General features: G+C 68.6%; 21 protein-coding genes and 1 pseudogene. 9 read left to right on the forward strand and 13 right to left on the reverse strand.

Going from position 1 to position 21,268, the window contains the following annotated elements; translation table 11 throughout:
* Nucleotides 1-73 precede the first annotated feature (73 nt).
* On the forward strand, nucleotides 74-373 hold the full coding sequence (locus tag DMC64_RS43075) for an antibiotic biosynthesis monooxygenase (RefSeq protein ID WP_037347854.1): 300 nt from the start codon (nucleotides 74-76) through the stop codon (nucleotides 371-373).
* 28 nt (nucleotides 374-401) lie between these two features.
* Nucleotides 402-1,304, forward strand: coding sequence for an MBL fold metallo-hydrolase (locus DMC64_RS38310; RefSeq protein ID WP_037347695.1), 903 nt, complete (start codon nucleotides 402-404; stop codon nucleotides 1,302-1,304).
* 26 nt (nucleotides 1,305-1,330) lie between these two features.
* On the opposite strand, the gene DMC64_RS38315 is transcribed toward DMC64_RS38310, so the two are convergent.
* Genes DMC64_RS38315 through DMC64_RS38355 form a run of 9 tightly spaced genes read right to left on the reverse strand, consistent with a single transcriptional unit; the run spans nucleotide 1,331 to nucleotide 10,324 of the window.
* Nucleotides 1,331-1,780: a nuclear transport factor 2 family protein gene (locus DMC64_RS38315; RefSeq protein ID WP_037347697.1), complete on the reverse strand. Its 450-nt coding sequence runs from the start codon at nucleotides 1,778-1,780 to the stop codon at nucleotides 1,331-1,333.
* Entirely contained in the window at nucleotides 1,767-3,116 is a 1,350-nt protein-coding gene (locus DMC64_RS38320; RefSeq protein ID WP_125737560.1) for an SRPBCC family protein, read from the reverse strand. Before DMC64_RS38320 ends, DMC64_RS38315 begins: the two co-directional genes overlap by 14 nt.
* 20 nt (nucleotides 3,117-3,136) lie before the next feature.
* A complete protein-coding gene (locus DMC64_RS38325) occupies nucleotides 3,137-3,928 on the reverse strand; it encodes an SDR family NAD(P)-dependent oxidoreductase (protein WP_037347701.1) in 792 nt (263 codons plus the stop codon).
* Between the two features lie 8 nt (nucleotides 3,929-3,936).
* Nucleotides 3,937-5,337, reverse strand: coding sequence for an acetyl/propionyl/methylcrotonyl-CoA carboxylase subunit alpha (locus tag DMC64_RS38330; protein WP_052121303.1), 1,401 nt, complete (start codon nucleotides 5,335-5,337; stop codon nucleotides 3,937-3,939).
* A 5-nt stretch (nucleotides 5,338-5,342) separates the two neighbouring features.
* Nucleotides 5,343-5,825 carry a biotin/lipoyl-containing protein gene (locus tag DMC64_RS38335; RefSeq protein WP_052121276.1) on the reverse strand — a complete coding sequence of 161 codons (483 nt, stop codon included), beginning with the start codon at nucleotides 5,823-5,825 and terminating at the stop codon, nucleotides 5,343-5,345.
* On the reverse strand, nucleotides 5,822-7,513 hold the full coding sequence (gene accD / locus DMC64_RS38340; RefSeq protein ID WP_255432918.1) for an acetyl-CoA carboxylase, carboxyltransferase subunit beta: 1,692 nt from the start codon (nucleotides 7,511-7,513) through the stop codon (nucleotides 5,822-5,824). The genes DMC64_RS38335 and accD overlap by 4 nt, the downstream gene beginning before the upstream one ends.
* Before the next feature lie 26 nt (nucleotides 7,514-7,539).
* Complete coding sequence (locus tag DMC64_RS38345; RefSeq protein ID WP_037347703.1) at nucleotides 7,540-7,809, reverse strand: acyl carrier protein; 270 nt, start codon at nucleotides 7,807-7,809, stop codon at nucleotides 7,540-7,542.
* Complete coding sequence (locus DMC64_RS38350; RefSeq protein ID WP_037347704.1) at nucleotides 7,806-9,038, reverse strand: ketosynthase chain-length factor; 1,233 nt, start codon at nucleotides 9,036-9,038, stop codon at nucleotides 7,806-7,808. Before DMC64_RS38350 ends, DMC64_RS38345 begins: the two co-directional genes overlap by 4 nt.
* Nucleotides 9,035-10,324 carry a beta-ketoacyl synthase gene (locus DMC64_RS38355; protein WP_052121280.1) on the reverse strand — a complete coding sequence of 430 codons (1,290 nt, stop codon included), beginning with the start codon at nucleotides 10,322-10,324 and terminating at the stop codon, nucleotides 9,035-9,037. The genes DMC64_RS38350 and DMC64_RS38355 overlap by 4 nt, the downstream gene beginning before the upstream one ends.
* Before the next feature lie 171 nt (nucleotides 10,325-10,495).
* On the opposite strand from DMC64_RS38355, the gene DMC64_RS38360 reads away from it, so the two are divergent.
* A complete protein-coding gene (locus tag DMC64_RS38360) occupies nucleotides 10,496-11,218 on the forward strand; it encodes an SDR family NAD(P)-dependent oxidoreductase (RefSeq protein ID WP_125737503.1) in 723 nt (240 codons plus the stop codon).
* A gap of 4 nt (nucleotides 11,219-11,222) precedes the next feature.
* On the opposite strand, the gene DMC64_RS38365 is transcribed toward DMC64_RS38360, so the two are convergent.
* From DMC64_RS38365 to DMC64_RS38375, 4 genes and pseudogenes are all read right to left on the reverse strand, one after another.
* The gene (locus DMC64_RS38365; RefSeq protein WP_052121282.1) at nucleotides 11,223-13,049 is read right to left on the reverse strand and encodes an ABC transporter ATP-binding protein; all 1,827 of its coding nucleotides are present in this window, start codon (nucleotides 13,047-13,049) and stop codon (nucleotides 11,223-11,225) included.
* Entirely contained in the window at nucleotides 13,046-13,672 is a 627-nt protein-coding gene (locus tag DMC64_RS38370) for an AfsR/SARP family transcriptional regulator (protein ID WP_063777655.1), read from the reverse strand. The genes DMC64_RS38365 and DMC64_RS38370 overlap by 4 nt, the downstream gene beginning before the upstream one ends.
* A gap of 21 nt (nucleotides 13,673-13,693) precedes the next feature.
* Nucleotides 13,694-13,915: pseudogene (locus tag DMC64_RS43725) on the reverse strand (winged helix-turn-helix domain-containing protein); the annotation flags it as partial.
* Between the two features lie 361 nt (nucleotides 13,916-14,276).
* The gene (locus tag DMC64_RS38375) at nucleotides 14,277-14,729 is read right to left on the reverse strand and encodes a MarR family winged helix-turn-helix transcriptional regulator (protein WP_233629970.1); all 453 of its coding nucleotides are present in this window, start codon (nucleotides 14,727-14,729) and stop codon (nucleotides 14,277-14,279) included.
* A 228-nt stretch (nucleotides 14,730-14,957) separates the two neighbouring features.
* Between DMC64_RS38375 and DMC64_RS38380 the strand changes: the two genes are divergently transcribed.
* The 6 genes from DMC64_RS38380 to DMC64_RS38405 all read left to right on the forward strand — a co-directional run bounded on the left by DMC64_RS38380 (nucleotide 14,958) and on the right by DMC64_RS38405 (nucleotide 21,181).
* On the forward strand, nucleotides 14,958-15,872 hold the full coding sequence (locus tag DMC64_RS38380; RefSeq protein WP_037347707.1) for a zinc-binding dehydrogenase: 915 nt from the start codon (nucleotides 14,958-14,960) through the stop codon (nucleotides 15,870-15,872).
* Nucleotides 15,873-15,912: 40 nt separating this feature from the next.
* Nucleotides 15,913-16,890 carry a zinc-binding dehydrogenase gene (locus tag DMC64_RS38385; protein ID WP_125737504.1) on the forward strand — a complete coding sequence of 326 codons (978 nt, stop codon included), beginning with the start codon at nucleotides 15,913-15,915 and terminating at the stop codon, nucleotides 16,888-16,890.
* Between the two features lie 69 nt (nucleotides 16,891-16,959).
* Nucleotides 16,960-17,463 (forward strand): flavin reductase family protein, encoded by a 504-nt coding sequence (locus DMC64_RS38390; protein WP_125737505.1) that lies wholly within the window; start codon nucleotides 16,960-16,962, stop codon nucleotides 17,461-17,463.
* A gap of 19 nt (nucleotides 17,464-17,482) precedes the next feature.
* Nucleotides 17,483-18,538 (forward strand): LLM class flavin-dependent oxidoreductase, encoded by a 1,056-nt coding sequence (locus tag DMC64_RS38395; protein WP_037347712.1) that lies wholly within the window; start codon nucleotides 17,483-17,485, stop codon nucleotides 18,536-18,538.
* A gap of 14 nt (nucleotides 18,539-18,552) precedes the next feature.
* Complete coding sequence (locus tag DMC64_RS38400) at nucleotides 18,553-19,575, forward strand: methyltransferase (protein ID WP_052121283.1); 1,023 nt, start codon at nucleotides 18,553-18,555, stop codon at nucleotides 19,573-19,575.
* The gene (locus tag DMC64_RS38405) at nucleotides 19,565-21,181 is read left to right on the forward strand and encodes an FAD-dependent monooxygenase (RefSeq protein WP_125737506.1); all 1,617 of its coding nucleotides are present in this window, start codon (nucleotides 19,565-19,567) and stop codon (nucleotides 21,179-21,181) included. The genes DMC64_RS38400 and DMC64_RS38405 overlap by 11 nt, the downstream gene beginning before the upstream one ends.
* Nucleotides 21,182-21,268 lie beyond the last annotated feature (87 nt).

Below are 21,268 nucleotides of genomic sequence, written 5' to 3' on the forward strand. Positions count from 1 at the left end.
CCGTCGAGCATTGACTCGCCTACCGCAGGCGGTGGTCGGGCGGGCGGCCGACGAGCGAAGGGGAGCCGGTTTCGTGGTGGTGTTCATCAACAAACTGACAGTCATCGGAGCCGAGGAAGACCTGGAGCGCATCTATGCTTCGGTCGCGGAATTCATGCTGACCCAGCCGGGCTTGATCCGCTATCAACTGGTCCGATCGACGAAGGACCCGAAAACCTATTTCAATGTAGCGGAATGGGAAAATGAGGAATCCTTCAAACGCTCGCTGGCTGAGCCTGAATTCCGGAAACGGCTGAGCGAACTGGACGGCGTGATCAAGGGCGAGCCCCACCTCAGCGAGGTCGTACAGCAAGGCGCACCGGCCGGTGCCTGAACGCGCTCGAAGGCCGGAGGACGCCCGGTTGACGGAGCTCGCCGACCGGGTTCACGCCTACATCCAGCCCGACGGCGGTTGGTGCGTGAACAACGCCGGCGTGCTGGCGGACCGGCGACGGACGATCCTGATCGATACCGCGGCGACCGAACGGCGAGCGCACCGGCTGCGGTCGGCGGTCGCCGCGCTCGGTGCGGCGGCACCGAGCCTGGTGGTCAACACCCATCACCACGGTGATCACACGTTCGGCAACATGGTGTTCGCGCCACGAGCGGCCGTGCTCGCGCACGAGCGAACGAGGACCGAAATGGCCCGCTCCGGCCTCGCGCTCGCCGGCATGTGGCCGGAGGTCGAGTGGGGCGAGCTTCGCGTGGAACTCCCGACGCTGACCTTCGCCGACCGCTTGACCCTGCATCTCGACGACTTCACGGTCGAGCTGATCCACCCTGGCGCCGCGCACACCACGAACGACACGCTGGTGTGGCTGCCCGAGCAACGAGTGCTGTTCGCCGGTGATGTCGCACTCTCCGGCTGCACTCCGTTCGTGCTGATGGGCTCCGTCGCCGGTACCCTGTCCACCTTGGACAGCATGCGGGCACTCGAGCCGGAGATCGTGGTGTGCGGGCATGGCCCGGTCGCCGGCCCGGAGGTCCTGGACACGAACGCGGCGTACCTGCGCTGGCTCACCGGCCTGACCGTGGACGGGATCGCCGCCGGTCTCGACCCGTTGGAACTGGCCCGCGACGTCGACCTCGGCCGGTTCGCCGACCTGCTCGATTCCGAGCGTCTGGTGGCGAACCTGCACCGGGCCTACCTGGAGCAGCCGGTTCACGGCCGGTCACCCTTGCCGCTTGGCGCCCACCTCCCCTCCGCGGGACCGTTCCGGGACATGATCACGTTGGCGGGGCACCACCCGGCCTCTCACGCCTGATACGCCGGCCGTGACAGGTGGTGCGCTCACGCGTCGTCGTGCCACAGCACTCGCTCGGTGACCAGCCACCGTTCCCCGTCCGGTACCACCACGTCCGCGCCGTAGGCACTGATGTGCAACGAGGTTCCACCGTCGCGGCCGGTCTGCACGATCACCGTCCGATACTCGGCGCGAACGGTGCCGTCCGGCCCGGTGTCGACATCGACCAGGTCGATCCACTGCTTGCGCACCGCACCCCGCTCGGCCAGGTCGGCCAGCGCGCCTCGGGCGGCCGAAGCGATCTGGTCGCGGCCCCGCCGTGCCGGCGAAGCCCCGCGCGCATACACCCGATCGCTTCGCCCACGCTGCTCGTACACCGCGTCCTCGGCGAAGGTCTCCGACCATCCCTCGACATCGCCGGTACCGAGCAACCTCGTCTGCCGGGCGTAGAACCGCGCCAGCGAGACGGACGCCGAGGCCGGCTCAGACGTTGTCATGGTCGACCTGCCGGTGCCGCACCAGCCAGCCGTTTCCCCAGCGCACCAGCAGATCCGAGCAGGTGGTCGACAAATACAGCTCCGCTTTCCCGCCCTTCGGCGTGGAGATCACCAACGCGTAGTAGTTCGTCCGCACCTCGCCGCCGGGCAGCGGTTCGACTTCGAGCATCCCGGTCCAGTGGCGCCTGCGCAGGCCCGTCGCCGCGAGCCGGTCGAGGCCGCGGCGCATCGACGCGGCTATGTCCGCACGCCCGCTCATCGGCCGCGGTTTCGCGTTCTGCGCGAAAACCCCGTCTTCGGTGAAGGTCTCCGCCCAGCGCTCCGCTTCGCCGTTGTCGAGCAACCGCATCTGGCGCGCGTAGAAGGCCTGGAGTGACGTGTACAACTCGGCCGAGACCCCGGCACCACGGGACTCGGCGTATTCCTTGGCGTGGCGCATCGTGGTGGTGCTGTTGCGCCCGAGCGCCTCCCGGATGAAGGTCCGCGCGTCGGCGAGGGTGGCGTGGTCGCCGAGCACTTCCTCGATCGCCGATTCCTTGATGGTCACGGTATGGGCCGACCGCACCAGCACGCCGCCCGGCTCCGCCACGATCGTCCACTGTCCGGTATGGACGCTCAACAGCGCGGGCAGGTGTAGCTGCTTGTAGACGATGTGGCTGTGCGGTCGGCATACCCGGATGGATTTGGTGGTATGGACCGAACCGTCTCCGGTCCGGGTGTCCATCTCCAGTTCCTGCAGGCCCGGGGCCGGCTCGGTCAACGAAACCTTGTCCACATGAGGCAACCGGTCCGGCCAGCGGTCCGCTTCGTTCAGGAAGTCGTACACGTCCGCGCCGGAACCGGCGACCCACACCTCGTCGGTGAAAGTGAGCGTGGCGCCCTCGCCCTCGGTCGCGACGCGCTCCGCGGCCTCCTTCAAGGCCGCCAGTTCGGCCTCGCTGTTGTGACCCACCGCGCGTTCGATCCACGCCACGTTCTCCGGATCGTCGCCGACCGCCTCGAAGTCGTGCAGCAACCGCACCAGGGTTTCGGTGTCCGAAAGCGGTTCGACGATCCACGCACCGCCCATCGCGGCGACCGGTGGCGCGGACCTCTCCTGCCGGAAGGAGACCCGCAGTTCGTCCGCGTCCAGCTCACGGCGTGAAGTCCACGTCTTCACCTCGCCGTTCGCGGTCGCCCAGATTTGCAGGCGTTCGGTGGAACCGTTCCGCTCCAGGCACTCGATGTGCACGGTCGGGGGGAAGATCGACGGCCAGGCGGCGACATCGGCGACCAGCCCGTAGACGACGGCGGCCGGCGCCTGCACCTTGATCCGGTGTTCGGTTTCCTTTGCCATGGTCACGCGTTCCCCTCGTGTCAGTAGTTGCCCAAGCCGCCGCAGACGTTGATCGCCTGCGCGGTGATCGGGTCCGCGGCCGGCGTGACCAGGTAGCCGACCAATCCGGCGACTTCCTCCGGCTCGGTGTACCTGCCCAGCGGGATCTTGGCCTGGAAGCGCTCGAGCACCGCGTCCTCCGTGATGTCCCAAGCGGCCGCGTAACCTTCCCGGACGCGTTGCGCCATCGGGGTTTCCACGTAGCCGGGGCATACCGCGTTCACCGTGATCCCGGTCTTCGCCAGTTCGAGACCGAGCGCCTTGGTGAAACCGACGACACCGTGCTTCGACGCGGAATACGGCGCGCCGAGCACGACACCCTGTTTGCCCCCGGTCGAGGCGATGTTGATCACCCGGCCGCGCGGCTTCTCCAGCATCCCGCCGGTCTTGAGCACTTCCTTGGTCACCCGGAACACACTGTTCAGGTTCGTGTCCATCACGTCGAGCCACAGTTCGTCGGCGATCTCCGCGGTCACCCCGCCGCCGCTGCGCCCGGCGTTGTTCACCAGCACGTCGATCGTGCCGAATTCGGCCACCGCGGCCTCGACGAACTCGCGCACGTCCGAACCGGACCGCACGTCGCAGGCCTGCCCGCTCACCGTGCGCCCCGCGTCGCGCAGCCGTTTCACCGTGGCGTCCACGCCATCGCGGTCGCGCGAGCAGATGAACACCCGCCCGCCATCAGCGGAAAGACGCTCGGCCACCGCCAGTCCGATCCCGCTGGTCGCTCCGGTGACCACCGCCACCCGATGCTTCGTTGACGTCGCTGACATCGCACTCCTCACCCTTGGTTCCGCACCAGTTCGTCCACATCCGACCGCTCGCTCGTCCGCTTGCCCAGGTGGTCGCCCACGATCGAGGTGGTGTGCTCGCCGCGCCGGAATTCAGGCTCCGCGATGATGCCCGCCAAGAACGCCGTCGTGGTGCGCACTCCCGGCCCGGAAACCCGGAACTCGGCGAGCGCCCGGCTCATCCGGCGCAAGGCGGTGTCGCGGTCCGGCGCCCACACCAGCAGCTTCGCCAGCAGCGAGTCGTAACTCGCCGGTACGCGATAGCCGGGAAAGCCGTGGGTGTCCACCCGGACGAACGGTCCGGCGGCGGGCTCGAACTCGGCCAGCAGGCCGGGGGCCGGGGCGAAATCGCGCTCGGGGTCCTCCACGTTGATCCGGCACTCGATCGCCACGCCACGCGGGATGATCTCCTCCTGCCGCAGCCGCAACGGTTCACCCGAGGCGATGCGCAACTGCTCGGCGACCAGATCGACACCGGTGACCAGCTCGGTCACCGGATGCTCGACCTGGATCCTGCAGTTCACCTCCATGAAATAGAACTCGGCGCGTTCGGGATCGACCAGGAACTCGAAGGTTCCCGCGCCGAGGTATCCGGCCGCCCGCGCGCCGCGTACCGCGGTCTGGCGCATCGGCCGGAGCAGGGCCTCCGGGAGACCGGGCGCGGGGCTCTCCTCGATCAGCTTCTGGTGCCGCCGCTGCGTGCTGCAGTCACGTTCACCGAGGTGCACCGTGTCACCGCGGTGATCGGCGAGAATCTGGATCTCCACGTGCCGCGCCCGCTCGAGATACCGCTCGAGATACACCCGTCCGTCACCGAAGAGAGACTGCGCGGTCGCGCGCGTGCGCTGGTAGGCCGGTTCCAGCTCACCGGCCGACCGCACCACGGCCATCCCACGGCCACCGCCTCCTGCGGCGGCCTTGATGATCACCGGATAGCCGATTCCGTCCACGACGGCCCGCGCGTCGGCCAGCGTGTCGAGCGGTCGCAGGCTGCCCGGCAGCAAGGGCACCCCGGCCCCCGCCATCAGCTCGCGCGCCGCGGGCTTGTCACCGAGCGTCGCGATCACTTCGGCGGGCGGACCGATGAAGGTGAGGCCGTTGGCCGCGCATACTTCGGCGAAGTAGTGGTCCTCGGAGAGGAATCCGTAGCCGGGATGCACCGCGTCGGCGCCGGTGCGCAGCGCTGCCTCGATGATCGCCGGCATGTTCAAGTAGCTGTGCCGGGCAGGCGAGGGCCCGATCGAGACTGCCTCGTCCGCGAACCGCACGACCGCGGAATCCCGGTCCTCGGTCGAGTACACCGCGACCGTGCGCACGCCGAGCTCCCGGCAGGCCCTCGCCACCCGGAGCGCGATCTCGCCGCGATTCGCGATCAGCACCTTGTCGAACACGGTGCTCAACCGTCCTTTCCGGAGGGTGTGACGAGGAACAGCCGATCGCCGTACTCCACCGGTTCCCCGTCCGCGCCGCAGATCCGCTCGATCCGGCCCGGCAAATCCGCTTCGACCGGCACCATCAGCTTCATCACCTCGACGATCCCGAGTTGCTGGCCCGCGCTCACGACGTCACCCGGTTCGACGAACGGCTTCGCACCCGGCTCCGACGCCCGGTAGAACACGCCGACCGTCGGGGCGCACACGTAGTGCCCCTGATCGCCGTCCACGAGGTCCGTGGTGGGCACGCCAACCTCGGGCGCGGAGGCGACGCCGGGCCAGGTCATTTCGATCTCGGCCGCTCCCGCCCGCAAGCGGAGCGTGGCCGGCATCACCGGCGCGCCGGCGAGGAGGCCCAACGCACAGTCCCGCAACCGATCCATCAGTTCGATCAGCCCGGCCCCGGCCACGGCCTCCGAGTCCGTCCGGACTCCGTTCCCGTTCATCCCGTCCCGCTTTCCACCGGCTGTACCGCACCGGCACCGAGTCGCCTGAACTTCCGCCCCCGCCTGCCGATCAGTTCGGCGGGATTCATCGGGAACAGTTCACCGAGCGCGGCGAGCAGCGCCGCCCGCAGCATCCTGGCCGCCGCGAGGTGATCGGCCTGCGTCCCGCCGTCCGGCTCCGGCACGATCCCGTCCACCACGCCGAGTGCGAGGAGTTCGGGCGCGCCGAGGCGGAGCGCGCCGGCCGCGGCACGAGCGGCCTGGGCGTCATGCCACAGGATCGCCGCGCATCCCTCAGGGCTGATCACCGAATAGATTCCGTTGGCACAGATCAGTACCCGGTCGGCGACCGCGGTGGCCAGCGCGCCGCCGCTGCCGCCCTCACCGGTGATCACGGAGACCACCGGAACGGGCAATTCCGCGAACAGCCGGATACATTCCGCTATCGCGACGAATTGCCCCTGTTCCTCGGCTTCCACTCCCGGATACGCGCCAGGGGTGTCCACCAGGGTGATCACCGGGAGACCCAGCTTCGCCGCGATACCCGCCAGGCGCGCGGCCTTGCGATAGCCCGCCGGGCTCGGCATCCCGTGGTTGTGCGCCGCACGCTCGGCCAGGGTGTGCCCCTTCTGCTGGCCGAGGACCATCACCGGAATACCGGCCAACCGTGCCACCCCGCCGATCATCGCCGGGCAGTCACCGGAGATCCGATCACCATCGAGCCGCTCGAACTCGTCGAACACCAGACTCAGATAGTCCACTGTGGTCGGACGTTCCGGATCACGTGCGGTCAGCACCCGGTCCCAGGCGGGGACGGCGGGGAGCCCGGCCGGGTCCCGCAGCACCGGATCCGGTTCGCCCGGGCCGGGTGGCTCGATGCCGGACTTCGCCGAAAGCAGCCTGCCGAGTGTGACGCGCAGCGCGTGTCTCGGCCGGATCGCGTCGATCAACCCGTGCGCGAGAAGGAATTCGGCGGTCTGGAACCCTTCCGGCAGCACTTGGCGGACCGTCTGCTCGATCACCCGCCGCCCGGCGAAGCCCATCCGCGCGCCCGGCTCGGCGATGATCACGTCGGCCAACGTCGCGAAGGACGCGGCGACTCCGCCGAAGGTGGGGTCGGTGATCAACGAGATCGTAGGGATTCCGGCCTTGTCCAGCTCGCCCATGGCCCGCGCGGTCTTCGCCATCTGCATCAGGGACAACGCGCCCTCCTGCATCCGGGCGCCACCGGAGGCGGTGACCAGGAGCAGCGGCGTCCGTTCGCGCAGCGCGATCTCGGCCGCCACGGTGACCAGCTCACCGACCGCGGAGCCGAGACTGCCGCCGAGGAAACGGAAATCCATCACGGCGAGCACCACCGGTGCGCCCATGACCCGGCCCTTGGCGACCAGCACGGCCTCGGCCAGCCCAGTGGCCTCTCGCGCCGCCTGCCAGCGCCGCGGGTAGGGCTCGGTGTCGATGAAGGCCAACGGGTCGGTGCCGGCCACCTCGAACTCCAGCCTGTCCTCGGTGCCCTCGTCGAGCAACTGCGCCAGCCGTTGCCCGGCGGTCAGGCGGTGGTGCCGCCCGCAATCCGGGCAGACCCACAGGTTGCGGGCCAGTCGTTTGCGGTACACGAACTGACGGCAGCCGGAGCAGACCATCCAGTCGGTAGCCGCGAGTCCGGCCGGGGCAAGGGTTTCGGTCAACGGTCCACCTTTCTTCGCCCGCCGAGTCAGGCCTGCGCCGTCGCGACGTCGTTGATGACGGCGAGCAATTCGCCGGCGTTCTTCACGTTGGCGACCACGTCGTCGTCGAGCCGGATGCCGTACTCTTGCCGCAGTCGCGCCGTCGTTTCCAGCAGCGCCAAGGAGTCGTAGCCGAGATCGGCGAACTCCACACCCGCGATGTCGCCGGTGAGATCGACGGATTCATCCGCACCCGCGCATTCGCGCATGACCCTGGTCAGGTCGTCCAGGGTGAGTTTCACTCGCTCGTCGGTCATCGTCGTGGTCCTTCCTGTTTCCGTCGATTCGGGCCGCGTACCAGCAGGGCGGAGTTGAACCCGCCGTGCCCGCGCGCGATCACCAACGCCGTCCGGACCGCCACCGGTCGTGCGTCGGTCACCAGGTCCATCCGGTAGGCGGGATCGGGCGAGAGAGTGTGCACCGTCGGCGGGATCACCGAGTCCCGGACGGACAGCAACGCGGCGGCCACGTCCAGCGGCGCGGCCCCGGAGTAGAGGCGTCCGGTCATGGTCTTCGGCGCGGTGACCGGAACACCGTGCGGGCCGAACACCTCGGCGATCGCGTCCGCCTCGATCTTGTCCTGCTCCGCGACCCCGGAAGCGTCCGCGAAGACGACGTCCACCTCGCCTGGATCCGCGTCCGCGTCGCGCAACGCCTGCTCGATCGCCCGGCGCAACCCGGGTTCACCACCGCTGCCCGGAGCGGGATCGAAGGTCGCGCCATAACCCGCGATCTCCCCGTATCCGGGGTGATCGGGCCGAGCGTCCCCACGCTCCAGGATCAGGATCGCGCCACCTTCACCCGGCAAGTACCCGTTCGCCCCGCTGCCGAACGGCAGGTACCCGGTAGCCGGATCGGTGGCCCGGCTGATCTTCCCGTTGGCCAGCTGGGCCACCCACCCCCACGGGCAGAGCGCGCTGTCGATCCCACCGGATACCACCAGCCGGATACCCTTGCGCAGTTGCCTGCGCGCATGGGCGAGCGCGTCCAGCCCGCCGGCCTGGTCGCTGACCACCACCCCGCCCGGCCCGCGCATGCCGTTGCGGATGGAGATCTGGCCGGTGTTCACCGCGTAGAACCAGGCGAACGATTGGTATGCGCTGACGTACTCGCTTCCTTTGCTCCACAGCTTTTCCAGCTCACGCTGGCCGAATTCGAAACCGCCCGAAGCGCTGGCGGTGATCACTCCCATGTCGAATTCGCCGAAGTCACCCGGCCTCACCCCCGCGTCGGCGAGCGCCCACTCCGCGGCCACCAGGGCCATCCGGGTCATATGGTCGGTTTGCGGCAGCAACCTGCCCGGCAAGCGCTCGGCAGGGACGAAACCGGTGACCTCGCCTGCCAGCCGAGCCGGGTAGGAGGCGGGGTCGAAACGGGTCAGTTCACCGATTCCGCTGCGCCCTTTCAGCGTGGCTTCCCAATATTCCTCGACCCCGAGCCCGTTCGGTGCCAGCACCCCGAGCCCGGTCACCACGACCTCGTTCACGCCGCGATACCTTCCCGGCGGCCGCCGAGGGTGCGCGGCCCGCTGAGCACCATCGCGCTTTGGAAACCGCCGAATCCACTGCCCACGCTGAGCACCACGTCGGTGCGATGTTCCCGGGCCGTGATCGGCACATAGTCCAGATCGCATTCCTCGTCCGGCTCGTGCAGATTGGCCGTCGGCGGCACCACGTCGTTCGTGATCGCGAGCACCGAAGCCGCGATCTCGATCGAACCGATCGCGCCGAGGGAGTGCCCGATCATCGATTTGATCGAACTGACCGGGGTTCGGTAGGCGTGCTCGCCGAGACTCCGTTTGATCGCGGCCGTTTCGTGTCGATCGTTCTGCTTGGTGCCGGAACCGTGGGCGTTCACGTAGTCCACGCGTTCCGGCTCCAGCCGCGCCTCGCTCAGCGCGACCCGGATCGCCTCGGCCATTTCCCTGCCGTCCGGCCGTAAACCGGTCATGTGGTAGGCGTTGCAGCGGGTGGCGAACCCGGAGACTTCGGCGTAGATACGCGCGCCTCTCGCCTTCGCGGCCTCGAGTTCCTCCAGTACGAACACCGCGGAACCCTCACCGAGCACGAAGCCGTTACGGCTGCGTTCGAATGGGCGCGACGCGTGCGCGGGATCGTCGTTGCGCGGTGTGGTCGCCTTGATCGCGTCGAAGCAGGCCAGGGTGATCGGCGAGATCGGCGCATCGGTCGCACCGGTGATCATCACGTCCGCGGTGCCTTCGCGGATCAGCTCAGTGGCGTAGCCGACAGAGTCCAAGCCGGACGTGCAGCCGGTGGAGATCACCGTCGCCGGTCCCTGCGCGCCGGCCGCGATGGCCACTTCCGCGGCCAGCGAGCTCGGCACCAAGTAGTCGTAGAGATGCGGTACGGCGTACTCGTGATCCACCAGCCATCGGCTACCGCGATCGCTGACCACCACGTACTCCTCCTCCAGTCCCATCGTCGCGCCGACCGCGCTGCCGATCGCCACACCGACCCGATACGGATCGAGCCGGTGCACCTCGAGCCCGCTGTCCTCGATCGCCTCGGCGGCGGACACCACGGCCAGCTGGGCGGCGCGATCCATCCGGCGGATTTCCCTTGGGCTCAGGCCGTGCTTCGCCGGATCGAAGTCGCATTCGGCCGCGACCCTCGACCGGAAACCCGTGGTGTCGAAGGTGGAGATCAACCTGGTCGCGGTGCGGCCGCCGGCCAACAGGTCCCAGAACGCCCGCGCCCCGATGCCGCCCGGCGCGGTCACGCCCAGGCCGGTGATGACTACCCGCCGCTGCATCACATCCCCATCCCTTCCTTGAGGAATCGAGATTCGCACCGGGCGGTATAACGCCGGTCCAGTGGTGATTCATAGTCCTGAGAAGGGAAAACTCCAGTGAGACAGTAGGGACACCGGATGCGGGCGCGGGCAGAATCGATCGGAAGTACCTGGGCCGAGCGAGGAGATTTCATGCGTCTCAAAGGAAAAATCGCCGTCGTCACCGGTGGGACCAAGGGCATCGGCAGACGGATCGCCGAACGTTTCCTCGCCGAGGGGGCACGGGTCGTCGGTGTCGGACGCGATCACCCCGCCGAACCGGGCGGCGATGATCTCAGCTGGTACGCGGCCGACGTTCGAGATCAGGACGCGGTAAGGGCGGCTTTCGCCGCCGCCGCGGACCGGTACGGCGCACTGGACATCGTGGTCGCGGCGGCCGGGCTGAGCAGGCCCGGGCCGGTGGCCACGCTTCTTCCCGCGCAGTGGCGTGAAGTGCTGGCGACGAACGTCGACGGAACATTCCACTGTATCCGGGAAGCCGCGCCGCTCCTGGAAGAAAGGGGCGGCGGCCGGATCATCACCCTGTCCTCGGCCTTGGCGAGCCGGGTGGCTCCGGGCGCCGCGGCGTACAGCGCGTCCAAGGCAGCGGTGGAGATGCTCACCAAGGTGGCCGCTGTGGAACTGGCCCCGAAGGGGATCGCGGTCAACTGCCTGGCACCGGGCATCATCGACGAAGGCATGGGCAAGGCGCTGATCGGCAACGCGGCGGTGTGGCAGCGTTACCGGCACCGGCTGGCGTCCGGCAGGCCGGGCCGGGCCGATGAGGTCGCGGAAAGCGCGGTGTTCCTCGCCGCCGAGGACACCGGTTACGTCAACGGGGCCGTACTCGAGGTCAACGGCGGGCTCGACTGGTGAGTGGTCAGGCGACCCACGGCCCGAAGCCCCGTACGGGCGCGGTCACCTCCGGTACCGCGGCGAGCAGCTCGATGGTCGGCCGCTGCTGCGGATTGCGGAACACCGTCGTGGTGTCGCCGGACTCCACCGCCTTGCCCTCGTCCATCACCACCACCCGATCGCTGATATGGCGGATCACGCCGAGGTCGTGCGAGATGAACAACAACGCCATGCCGTTCCGCTGCTGGAACTCGGCGAGGAGGTCGAGCAGCTGCGCCTGGCTCCAGACGTCCAGTGCCGCCATCGGCTCATCGCAGACCAGCACGTCGGGTTCCACCGCGAGGGCCCTGGCCAAGGCGACCCGTTGCGCCTGCCCGCCGGACAACTGGTGCGGTACCTGATCGAGAACATCGGTGCCGAGCCCCACCTGGTCGAGCAGTTCGGCGATCCGCCGCTGCCGTGCCCAGCCGACCGGCATGCCGACGGCACTGAGCGCCTCGCCGACGATCCGGGACACGGTGAATCGCGGATCGAACGAACCGAGTGGATCCTGGCTCACCGCCTGGATTCCCCGGCGCAGGTCTCGGCGGCGCCGCTCCGGCAACGGGTTCCACAGCCTGCCCCGTAGCCATACCGATCCCCGATCCGGGTTCAGCATGCCGAGGATCATTCGTGCCGTCGTGGTCTTCCCGGACGCGGAGGCGCCGACCAGCCCCAGCGTCTCGCCGGCGTCGAGCCGGAACGAGACGTCGTCGACCACGTTCCGTCTGCCGACTCTCGGCAGACGGAACGACCGGGTCAGGCCCTCGGCTTCCAGCAGGACTTCGTCGCGCACCCGGGCAGGCCACACCGGTGCCCGGATCACCGTGGCCAAGGGTGGGAGCGGCGCCTTCCAGCAACTGACCTGGTGACCCGCGCCGAAGTCGCGGGCCGCGACGACTCCGTGGCGGCAATCCTCGTCCGCGAACACACACAGGTCGGCGAAGCCGCAGCCGTCCGAGCTCTTCGACGGCCCGTTGCGCTGACACGTGCTCAGCCTGGTTCGCCGCCGGTGGAACAGCGGAATCGCTTGAAGCAAGCCCCTGGTGTACGGATGTTGCGCGGCGGTGAGTACCCGCCGGGCCGGGCCGGACTCGACGACCGTCCCCCGGTACATCACCACGATCCAGTCGGCCAGCCGGTACACCATCTGCAGGTCGTGCCCGGTCAACAGCAGTCCGGTGCCCCCGTCCCGCAGCTGTATCAGCACGTCGAGTACTTGTCGCTGCAGTGGCCAGTCCAACGCGGTGGTCGGCTCGTCGGCGATCAGCAACTCAGGTCTCGCCGCGGCCGTCGCGGCGACCAGCGCTCGTTGCCGCAGGCCACCCGAAAGCTGGTGCACGTACTGGCGAGCGCGCATTTCCGGGTCACGAACGCCGAACCCGCGGAGCAGTTCGACGGCGAGACCGCCGAGCCCACGCCGCGGCACCAGACGGTGGATCCGCGGAGTGGCGACGACCTCCCTGCCGACACGACGTAACGGATCCAGCGAGAGGAGGGCGTCCTGTGCCGCGAGACCGATCCGCCGCCCGCGGACCCGGCGCCAGCCGCGCTCGTCCAACGCGGTGAGATCGGTGCCGTCCAGCCGCAAGGTGCCCGCCTCGACGACCGACCCCGGACCGGTCAACCCGACGAGAGCCCTCGTGGTGACGCTCTTGCCCGCTCCCGATTCCCCGACGATGGCGACGCATTGCCCCGCCGCCACGGTGAACGACACGTCGTGCACGACGCGCTGCCCACCGAAACGCACACCGAGACCCGCCACCTCCAGCAGCGCCGGAGCCGCTTCGACGGCGGGTTTCGAGCCGCTCACGCGGAGCTACGGGCCGGTCCCTGGCCCCGGTCCTGTCTGGTTGTTCCGCTCCGGTCGACCAGATCCAGCGACAGCCGTGACCCCGCGTGCGCGGAGACCTCCAGTGCGGGGTCTGCGGACAGGATGGCCTGCTGCAACCTGCGCATCCGGGGCGACGGGTCGAGCCCGAGTTCGTCGTCGAGCGCGCGCCGGAGCCGGTGATAGACCTCGAGCGCGTGCGCCGGCCTCCCGGATCGATAGAGCGCCACCATGAACTGGGCGTGCAGGCTCTCGTGCAGCGGCTGCTGGCCGACCAGGAGGCTCAGTTCGCTGAGCAGTTCATGGTGCTTGCCCAGGCCGAGGTCGGCCTCTATCCGCTGTTCCAGTGTGCTCAGCCGGTACTCCTCGATACCGTTCAGCCAGGACCGGAGCATCGGCCCCGGTTCCACGTCGACCAGCGCGGGCCCGCGCCACAGCCCGAGCGCGCGGCGGAACAGCGCGGCGGCGTCGACCAGCTTTCCGTTGCTCAACGCCACTCGCCCCTCCCGCGCGCAGGATTCGAAAACATGCAGATCCAGCTCGCCGTCACGAACCTTGAAAAGGTAACCACGATCCTTGGTGACCAACAGGCTGCGCATCGACATCGAATCAATTCTTTTGCTGCCTCTGAACGCCTTGCGTAATTGCATCACATAAGTTTGCAACGTGGAAAGCGCACTAGCCGGAGGGTTCTGTCCCCATAGTTCTTCTATGCATTCCGTCACCGGCACGACCTGATTGGAGTTCAGGAGCAGCAAAGCGAGTAGCTGCCGTTGTTTCCGCGCGCTCGGAACCTTGGACACCATGTCCTCGCGAACGTAGATCGGCCCCAGTAACCCAAATTCCATGCTTGATCCCCCCTATGACACGCCGAGGGCAGGTGAAGCCAGCGTAGCGCTGATCTTCGACCGGTCGACCCAGCGCGGGCGTCGAACAACCGGTGGACGTGAGCGGCTCGAATCGACGTTAGCAACGCGCGGCCGTAGAGCAAGGGGATCTCACAAGAAAATTCGACCCATTCGGCCCAACCCCGGGGCAACTGAGCAGGTGAATACACTCAGAGTGACGTCCCCTTACTCCAGCGAGAATCCAGTGCTGCTCCAAATCGCCTCGCCAACGGCCCGTGACGCGCCGAGAACGCCCGCATCGCCGCACACCCGATTGGTTCGGTCGTGGAGCGCGCCGAAACAACTCCCGCGCACGGTCCGCTCAGCCGGTGACCGCGTTGGCGTCGTAACGCAGCCGCGCCACCACCGACGCGGTCCGGCTCTCGAAGGCGGCCACGTCCAGCGCCTTGGTCAACTCGGCGCTGAAGGTCTCGAGAGCGCGCTCCACCCGGTCCCGTCCCGCCTCGGTGATCGCGCAGAACACGCCGCGCCGGTCGTACTCGCAGACCACCCGCTCGACCAGGTTCTTCGCCTCCAGCCTGGCGGTCAGCCTGCTCATCGAGGACTGGTTGAGGCCGATCGCTTCGGCGAGTTCCTGCACCCTGGCCCCACGCGGATTGCCGTCCCTCAGTGTCATCAGGGACAGGACCTCGGACATCCCGATGCCGTGTTCCTGAGTCAGCTGCTTGTCCAGCGCCTGGCCGACCTGGTTGGTCAGCGCCGTCAGCTGGCACCACAGCTCGACCCCGTCCCGCTGCCGGCGGTTCATCACCATGTCGCATCCTTCCGTCCTGCCTTCGAGGATACCCGGGTTCGGCTCAGCGAAGTGCATGCACATGCAATCGAATTCTCTCGGCCAGGCCGCCGCGACGTCGTTTCTTACAACAGGGACAAGGAAAACTTCCTCGGAGTTCGCTCCCTATTCGCATGCGCGAGCAGAGGTGTGATTTCCGCTCTACCGCGACTGGAGCGCCGGTGTCCCCGGACCGGCTAGAGCTTAAGCATGAAATCACTGGTCACCACCGGAAACCCGGGGGAGCTCGCCCTGGCCGATCGCCCCGAACCGGCGCAGCCGGACGATCACGCGCTGATCGAGGTGCGCGCCGCGGGCGTCAACCGGGGCGAGCTGGCCCTCACCACCGTTCTGCCCGCTGGTTCGCCACTCGGCTGGGATGTCTACGGCACCGTGCTGCGCGCGGCGCCGGACGGTACCGGACCGGCGGAGGGCACCGCCGTGGTCGGCCTCGCGGACCGTGACGGCTGGGCCGAACGCGCCGTGATCCCGGTCGACCGGCTCGCGGCGGTGCCGGACCCCCTCGGCAGGTCCGCCGCCGCGATCCCGGTCGCCGGGCTCACCGCGTTGTACGCGATACGCGCAAGTGGCTCACTGCTCGGCCGCACGGTGCTGATCACCGGGGCGGGCGGCGGGGTGGGCAGATTCGCGGTGCAACTGGCCGCGATCGCGGGCGCCCGGGTACTGGCTTCGACCAGCTCGGCTCGCCGCGCCGACGGCTTGACGGACCTCGGCGCCGCCGAGGTCCTCGGCTACCGGAACCCGCCGGACGAGCCCATCGACGTGCTGCTGGACGGCGCGGGCGGTGAAGTACTCGGCACCGCCTACAGCCGGGTGGCGGCGGGCGGCTCGGTGATCTGCTACGGCAACACCGCACGTGAGGAACTACGGCTGCCCGCCGACTGGGGACACGCACGGCCCGGCGTGACGCTTCACTATCTGTTCCTGTTCCGGGAACTCGCCGCCCAACCCGTCGCGCGCGACCTCGCCTACCTGGTCGGTTTGGCCGCCGGGCGCGAACTAGACCCGCAGATCGCCACCACGGTCTCGTGGACCGAAGCCGGCAGCGCGCTGCACGCGCTGCACAACCGTGAACTGAACGGAAAAGCTCTGCTCACCCTGTGACCGGTGCGGCGCCGCGGCGCCCACGACGAGAGGAGTCTCCATGCGCGTTGTTCGTTACCATGAACACGGCGGACCGGACGTGCTGCGGATCGAGGAAGCCGACGTCCCCACCCCCGGCGACGGCCAGGTGCTTCTGCGGACCGAGGCGATCGGGGTGAATTTCATCGCCACCGAACTACGCCGGGGCAGCGAGTTCTTCCCGAACCGGCTGCCGGCGATCCCACTCGGCGATGTCGTCGGCACGGTCGAAGCGGTGACCAGCGGGGTGACCACGGTCTCGGTAGGCGACCGAGTCGCGGCGTGGGGGGTGAAGGAGGCCTACGCCGACTACGTCGTCGCGGACTCCGCCTGGCTGCGTCCGCTGCCCGCCTCGATCGACGCGGGCGCGGCGAGCGCCCTGGCGTCTCCGGCACAGGTCGCCTACAACATCCTCCGTGTCGGGAGACTTTCACCGGGCGAGACGGTGATGGTGCACGCCGCCGCGGGCTCGATCGGCCACCTCGCGGTACAGCTGGCCAAGCTCGAGGGTGCGGGCACGGTGATCGCGACCGCGGGCTCGCCCGCGAAGCTGGAATTCGCCCGCTCGCTGGGCGCGGACGTCGTGGTCGACTACCGCGAACCAACGTGGCCGGACGCGGTACGGGCGGCGGTCGGTGATCGCGGCGTCGACGTGGTGCTGGACAGTGTGGAGGGCACGGTCTTCCAGCCGAGCCTCGAGCTGCTCGCTCCGTTCGGCCGGTTGGTCTACTACGGCTTCGCCGGCGCGTCCGGGGAGACCGCGCGCGCGTCCATGGTGGACCTGTTCGGAATCAAGTACGTCGTCGGCACGTCGTTCGACCAATGGGTGACGCACCGCCCCGAGGAGGCCGAAGCAGGCCTCATCAAGCTCATCGAGTTGGTACGAACAGGAAAGCTGCGTACCGCCGTGCACGCGACGCTTCCGCTCACCGACGCGGCCAAGGCGCATCAGATCCTCGAGAACCGAGAACAGCTCGGCCGGGTACTGCTGGTCCCGTGAACCGCTAAAGGGCGGTTCCAGTGACGTTGTACGGGCTCCGCCCATGCTGGAACGGCAGGAGGGAAGCGGATGCCGATCGACGAGAACGAGTTCAGGACGCTGTTCGCCGCGGTGCCCGCGACGGTCGCCGTGGTCACCGCGGTGGACCTCCGCGGACGGCCGCACGGCCTGACGAGTACCACGATCTGCGCACTGGCAAAGGATCCCCCGCTGCTCGCGGTCAGTGTCGACGAGCGGTCGAACACGCTAAGGGCGATCCGGGAAGCCGGTGGTTTCGCGGTGAACTTCCTGGCAGGCGGCCGGGACCTGCTGGCCGGGGCGTTCGCCACGAAGAGTCCGGATAAGTTCGCCGGCCTGCGCATCCGGCCGTCGGCGGCCGGTCGCGGCGCCCCGATCCTCGTCGACGACTGCTTCGCCCATGCCGAATGCGTGGTGTGGCAGGAGGTCAAGGCGGGCGACCACGCGCTGGTCCTCGGCCGGATCGAGGCGACCGCCCGGTATCCCGGAAAGCCGCTGCTCTACCACGACCGGGGCTTCCTCACCGCGACCACATCCACCCTGGGTGTCCATTGACCGACCACTAAGGACAGACATGAAGTTCGGTATCAACCTTTTCCCCACCGTGGGCGAGGACGAGAAGCCCGCCGACCGCTACTTCCAGGAGGCACTCGAACTGACCGAGCTCGCCGAGCGGCTCGGCTTTCATCATGTCAAGACGGTGGAGCACTACTTCACCGGCTACGGCGGCTACAGCCCGGATCCGGTCACCTTCCTCGCCGCCGCGGCCGCGCGGACCAGCAAGATCCGGCTGGTCACCGGCGCGGTGCTGCCTGCTTTCACCCACCCGATCAAGCTGGCCGGGAAGCTGGCCATGCTGGACAACATCTCCCTCGGCCGCTTGGACGTCGGTTTCGGGCGCGCTTTCCTGCCGGACGAGTTCGCGGCCTACGAGGTGTCCATGGACGAGAGCAGGCCGCGGTTCGACGAGGGCATCGCCGCCTGCCGCTTGCTGTGGACGGAGAAGGACGTCATCTGGAACGGCACCTTCCACCGGTTCGGCCCGCTCACGATGCTGCCGCGTCCCTACCAGCGCCCGCACCCCCGGATACTGGTCACTTCGGCGGTCACGCCGGAGACGTGTGCCGCGGCGGGTCGCGCAGGCTACGGGTTGATGCTGGTGCCCGCGATCAACAAACGCGAAAAGCTGCAGGACATGCTCACGCTGTACCGCAAGGAAGCCGCCGAAGCCGGTTACGAACCAGTCGACGAGGACATCCACATGTCCTACAACTGCTATCTGGCACCGGACGGAGAAGTAGCGCGCACCCTCGGCCGCACCTATTCGGAGAACACCAACCGGAAACTGGTCGCGGCGGTCGAGTCCTGGACGCACACGCGCAGCGACCAGTACCAAGGCTACGAAAAGATAGTGGAGAACGTACGCAACAGTGACTTCACGAAACACCTCACGGACAACAAAGTCCTGGTCGGTTCCCCGGACGAGGTGATCCAGCGGCTGGAGACGATCCGCGGCTGGTTCGGCGACATCACCATCAGCCTGCAGGTCATCACCGGCAACATGCCGTTCGCCGAGTCGGTACGGACCATGGAACTGTTCGCCGACCACGTGCTGCCACATTTCTCCTGAGCGAAGGGAAAACGATGTCCGCACCAACGCTCGACCTGTTCCGGGCCGCCGATATCCTCACCCCATGGGCGGTCCGGGTCGCCGCCACCCTGCGGATCGCCGACCACCTCGCGGCGGGGCGTACCCGGCTGCCGGATCTCGCCGAGGCCGCGGGTGCCGACACGGACGCGCTCGGCCGGTTGTTGCGGCACCTCGCCCGGCAGGGTGTGTTCGCCGAACCGAGCGAAGGAGTCTTCGCGCTGACCGAAAGTGCCGAGCCGCTCCGGACGGACCATCCGGGCAGCTGGCGTGCGCGCCTCGATCTGACAGGCATCGGAGGACGGATCGACGGCGCGTTCGCCGGCCTGCTGCACTCGGTGCGTACCGGGGAACCGGGTTACTCCTCCGTTTTCGGGCGATCGTTCTGGGCGGACGCCGCCGACCCGTCGATCATCCCGTCCTTCGACGCCATCATGTCCGGTCACGACTACTGGTTCCACGAGGTGGCCGAAGGATATGACTGGGCCGGAGTGTCCACTGTGGTCGACGTGGGTGGCGGGGCGGGCGGGCTACTGACCGAGATCCTGTCCCGCTTCCCCCGTCTCTCCGGGACCGTGTTCGACCTGCCCGCGACCGTCGTCGAGGCGAAGAAGGTGTTGGAAGAAGCCGGTCTCACTGGCAGAGCCACCACCTATGGCGGCGACTTCTTCGAACCGTTGCCTCCAGGGGCGGACGTGTACCTGCTCTCCAATGTGCTCCACGACTGGAGCGACCCGGACGCGCGGCGAATCCTCCGCCGGTGCGCGGAAGCCGCGGGCAGGGATGGCCGGGTGCTGATCGCGGACCGGGTCGTCGACGACCGGGCCGACCAGTCCGTCACCGCGATGGACCTGCGGGTACTGGTGCTGATGGGTGGGCGGGAACGCACCGAGGCGGCCTGGCGTGCACTCGCTGGTTCCGCCGGCCTCACGGTCGGCAAAGTCGTACGTCGTGACCGTGGCGTAACGCTGCTCGACTGCGCGCTCGACGACCGGGCGAGGATCGACGATGTCGGCTGAACGGGTACCGGTGCTGATCGCCGGCGGCGGATTGGCCGGGCTCAGCACCGCGGTCTTCCTCGGTCTTCGCGGAGTCCCCGCGCTGGTATGCGAACGGCACCGGTCGACCTATACCGGGGTCAAGGCCCAGGGCCAGTTCATCCACGCGATGGAAGCTCTGCGGGTCGCCGGGGTCGCCGATCGGCTGCACGCCATGACGGCGAGACGTAACAAGGACTTCCACATGGTGATCGCGGACAGTCTGCGAGGACCGGTGCGGAAGGACTTCAGTGCCCCGGCGGACGCCCTGAAACACCTCTCACCGGAGGACTGGGGACAGGCGAGCCAAGCCCAGTGCGAAGAGATCCTCGCCGTCCGGGCCGGAGAACTCGGCGCGGACGTGCGCTTCGGCACCGAGTTGCGCTCGTTCGTCCAGAACCGGGACGAAGTCGTCGCGGTGATCAGGGACCTGAAGACCGGTACCGATCGCACCGTGTACGCCGACTACCTGATCGGCGCGGACGGCTGGCGCGGTGCGGTGCGGAAGACCCTCGGTGTCGGCACGCACGGGCGGGGGGAGGTGGGTGCCGTGATACGGGTGCTGTTCGACGCGGACCTCACCGGCGTTCTCGACCAGCGGGACGGGCTGACCGACGGCAGGCAGTTCGCCGCTTTCCATCTGACCACGCGGCATGGCCCGATCGTCTTCTTCACCACCGACGTCCCCGGCAGGTACGGCGTCTTCTACAACATGACCCCCGAGTTGGCCGATCTCACCACCCGCGCCCCCGGCGACGTCGCCGGACTGCTCAGCGCCGATCTGGGGTTGGCCGGACGCGAGCCGGCCGTGGTCGAATGCGCCGAAACCTCGATCACCTGTGCGGTGGCCGATCGGTTCGCCGACGGCCGTGTACTGCTGGTCGGCGACGCGGCGAAGGTGATGCCACCGACTGGCGGACTCGGTGGCAACACCGCGATCATGGATGGCTTCTACCTCGGCTGGAAACTGGCCGCGGTGCTGCACGGCCAAGCGGGCGACGGCTTGCTGGACAGTCACGACACGGAACGCCGTCCTGTCGCCGACCTGCTGGCCGAGCAGCAGTACGCCAACCTTGTTCAGCGGCTGCGGCCGGACCTCGCGGCCGACGACGTCCCCGACCAGCTGCCCTTGCCCATGCTGATCTTCGGCTACCGGTATCCCGTCGGGGCGATCATGGCGGAGCCGGGCGACGACGGGGAGATCGTGGAGGATCCGGCCGCCCCCTCCGGCAGGCCGGGATCGCGTGCCCCGTATGTCCCGCTGACCACCAGCGACGGCGAACCGACGTCCACTTCGGCCCTTTTCGGCTCCGCGTTCGTCCTGCTCACCTCCGATCCCAGCGGCTCGTGGCCGTCGGCCGCGGCCGAGGTCGCGGCCGGGCTGGGAGTCGAGGTGAACGTGCACCGGATCGGCGAGCACGGCGACCTGCGAGACCCGGGCGGGCTCTGGGAGAAGCTCTACGGGGTGACCGCGCCCGGTGCGGTCCTCGTGCGGCCGGACCGGTTCATCGCCTGGCGCTCGCCGCGGGCCGCCGACGCGGACGACCTGGCCTCGGCCCTCGCCGCCATTCTCCATCGCACTCCCTGAGCCACCGGACCGTATCCGGCGGATCATGTTCGTGATCCGCGAAGAAGCAAGGCAAAGGTGTCGAGGTCGCAACCCGCCTGCCCGGCT

Origin of the sequence: Amycolatopsis sp. WAC 04197 (assembly GCF_003947475.1) — a bacterium.
GTDB classification, from domain to species: Bacteria; Actinomycetota; Actinomycetes; order Mycobacteriales; family Pseudonocardiaceae; genus Amycolatopsis; species Amycolatopsis japonica.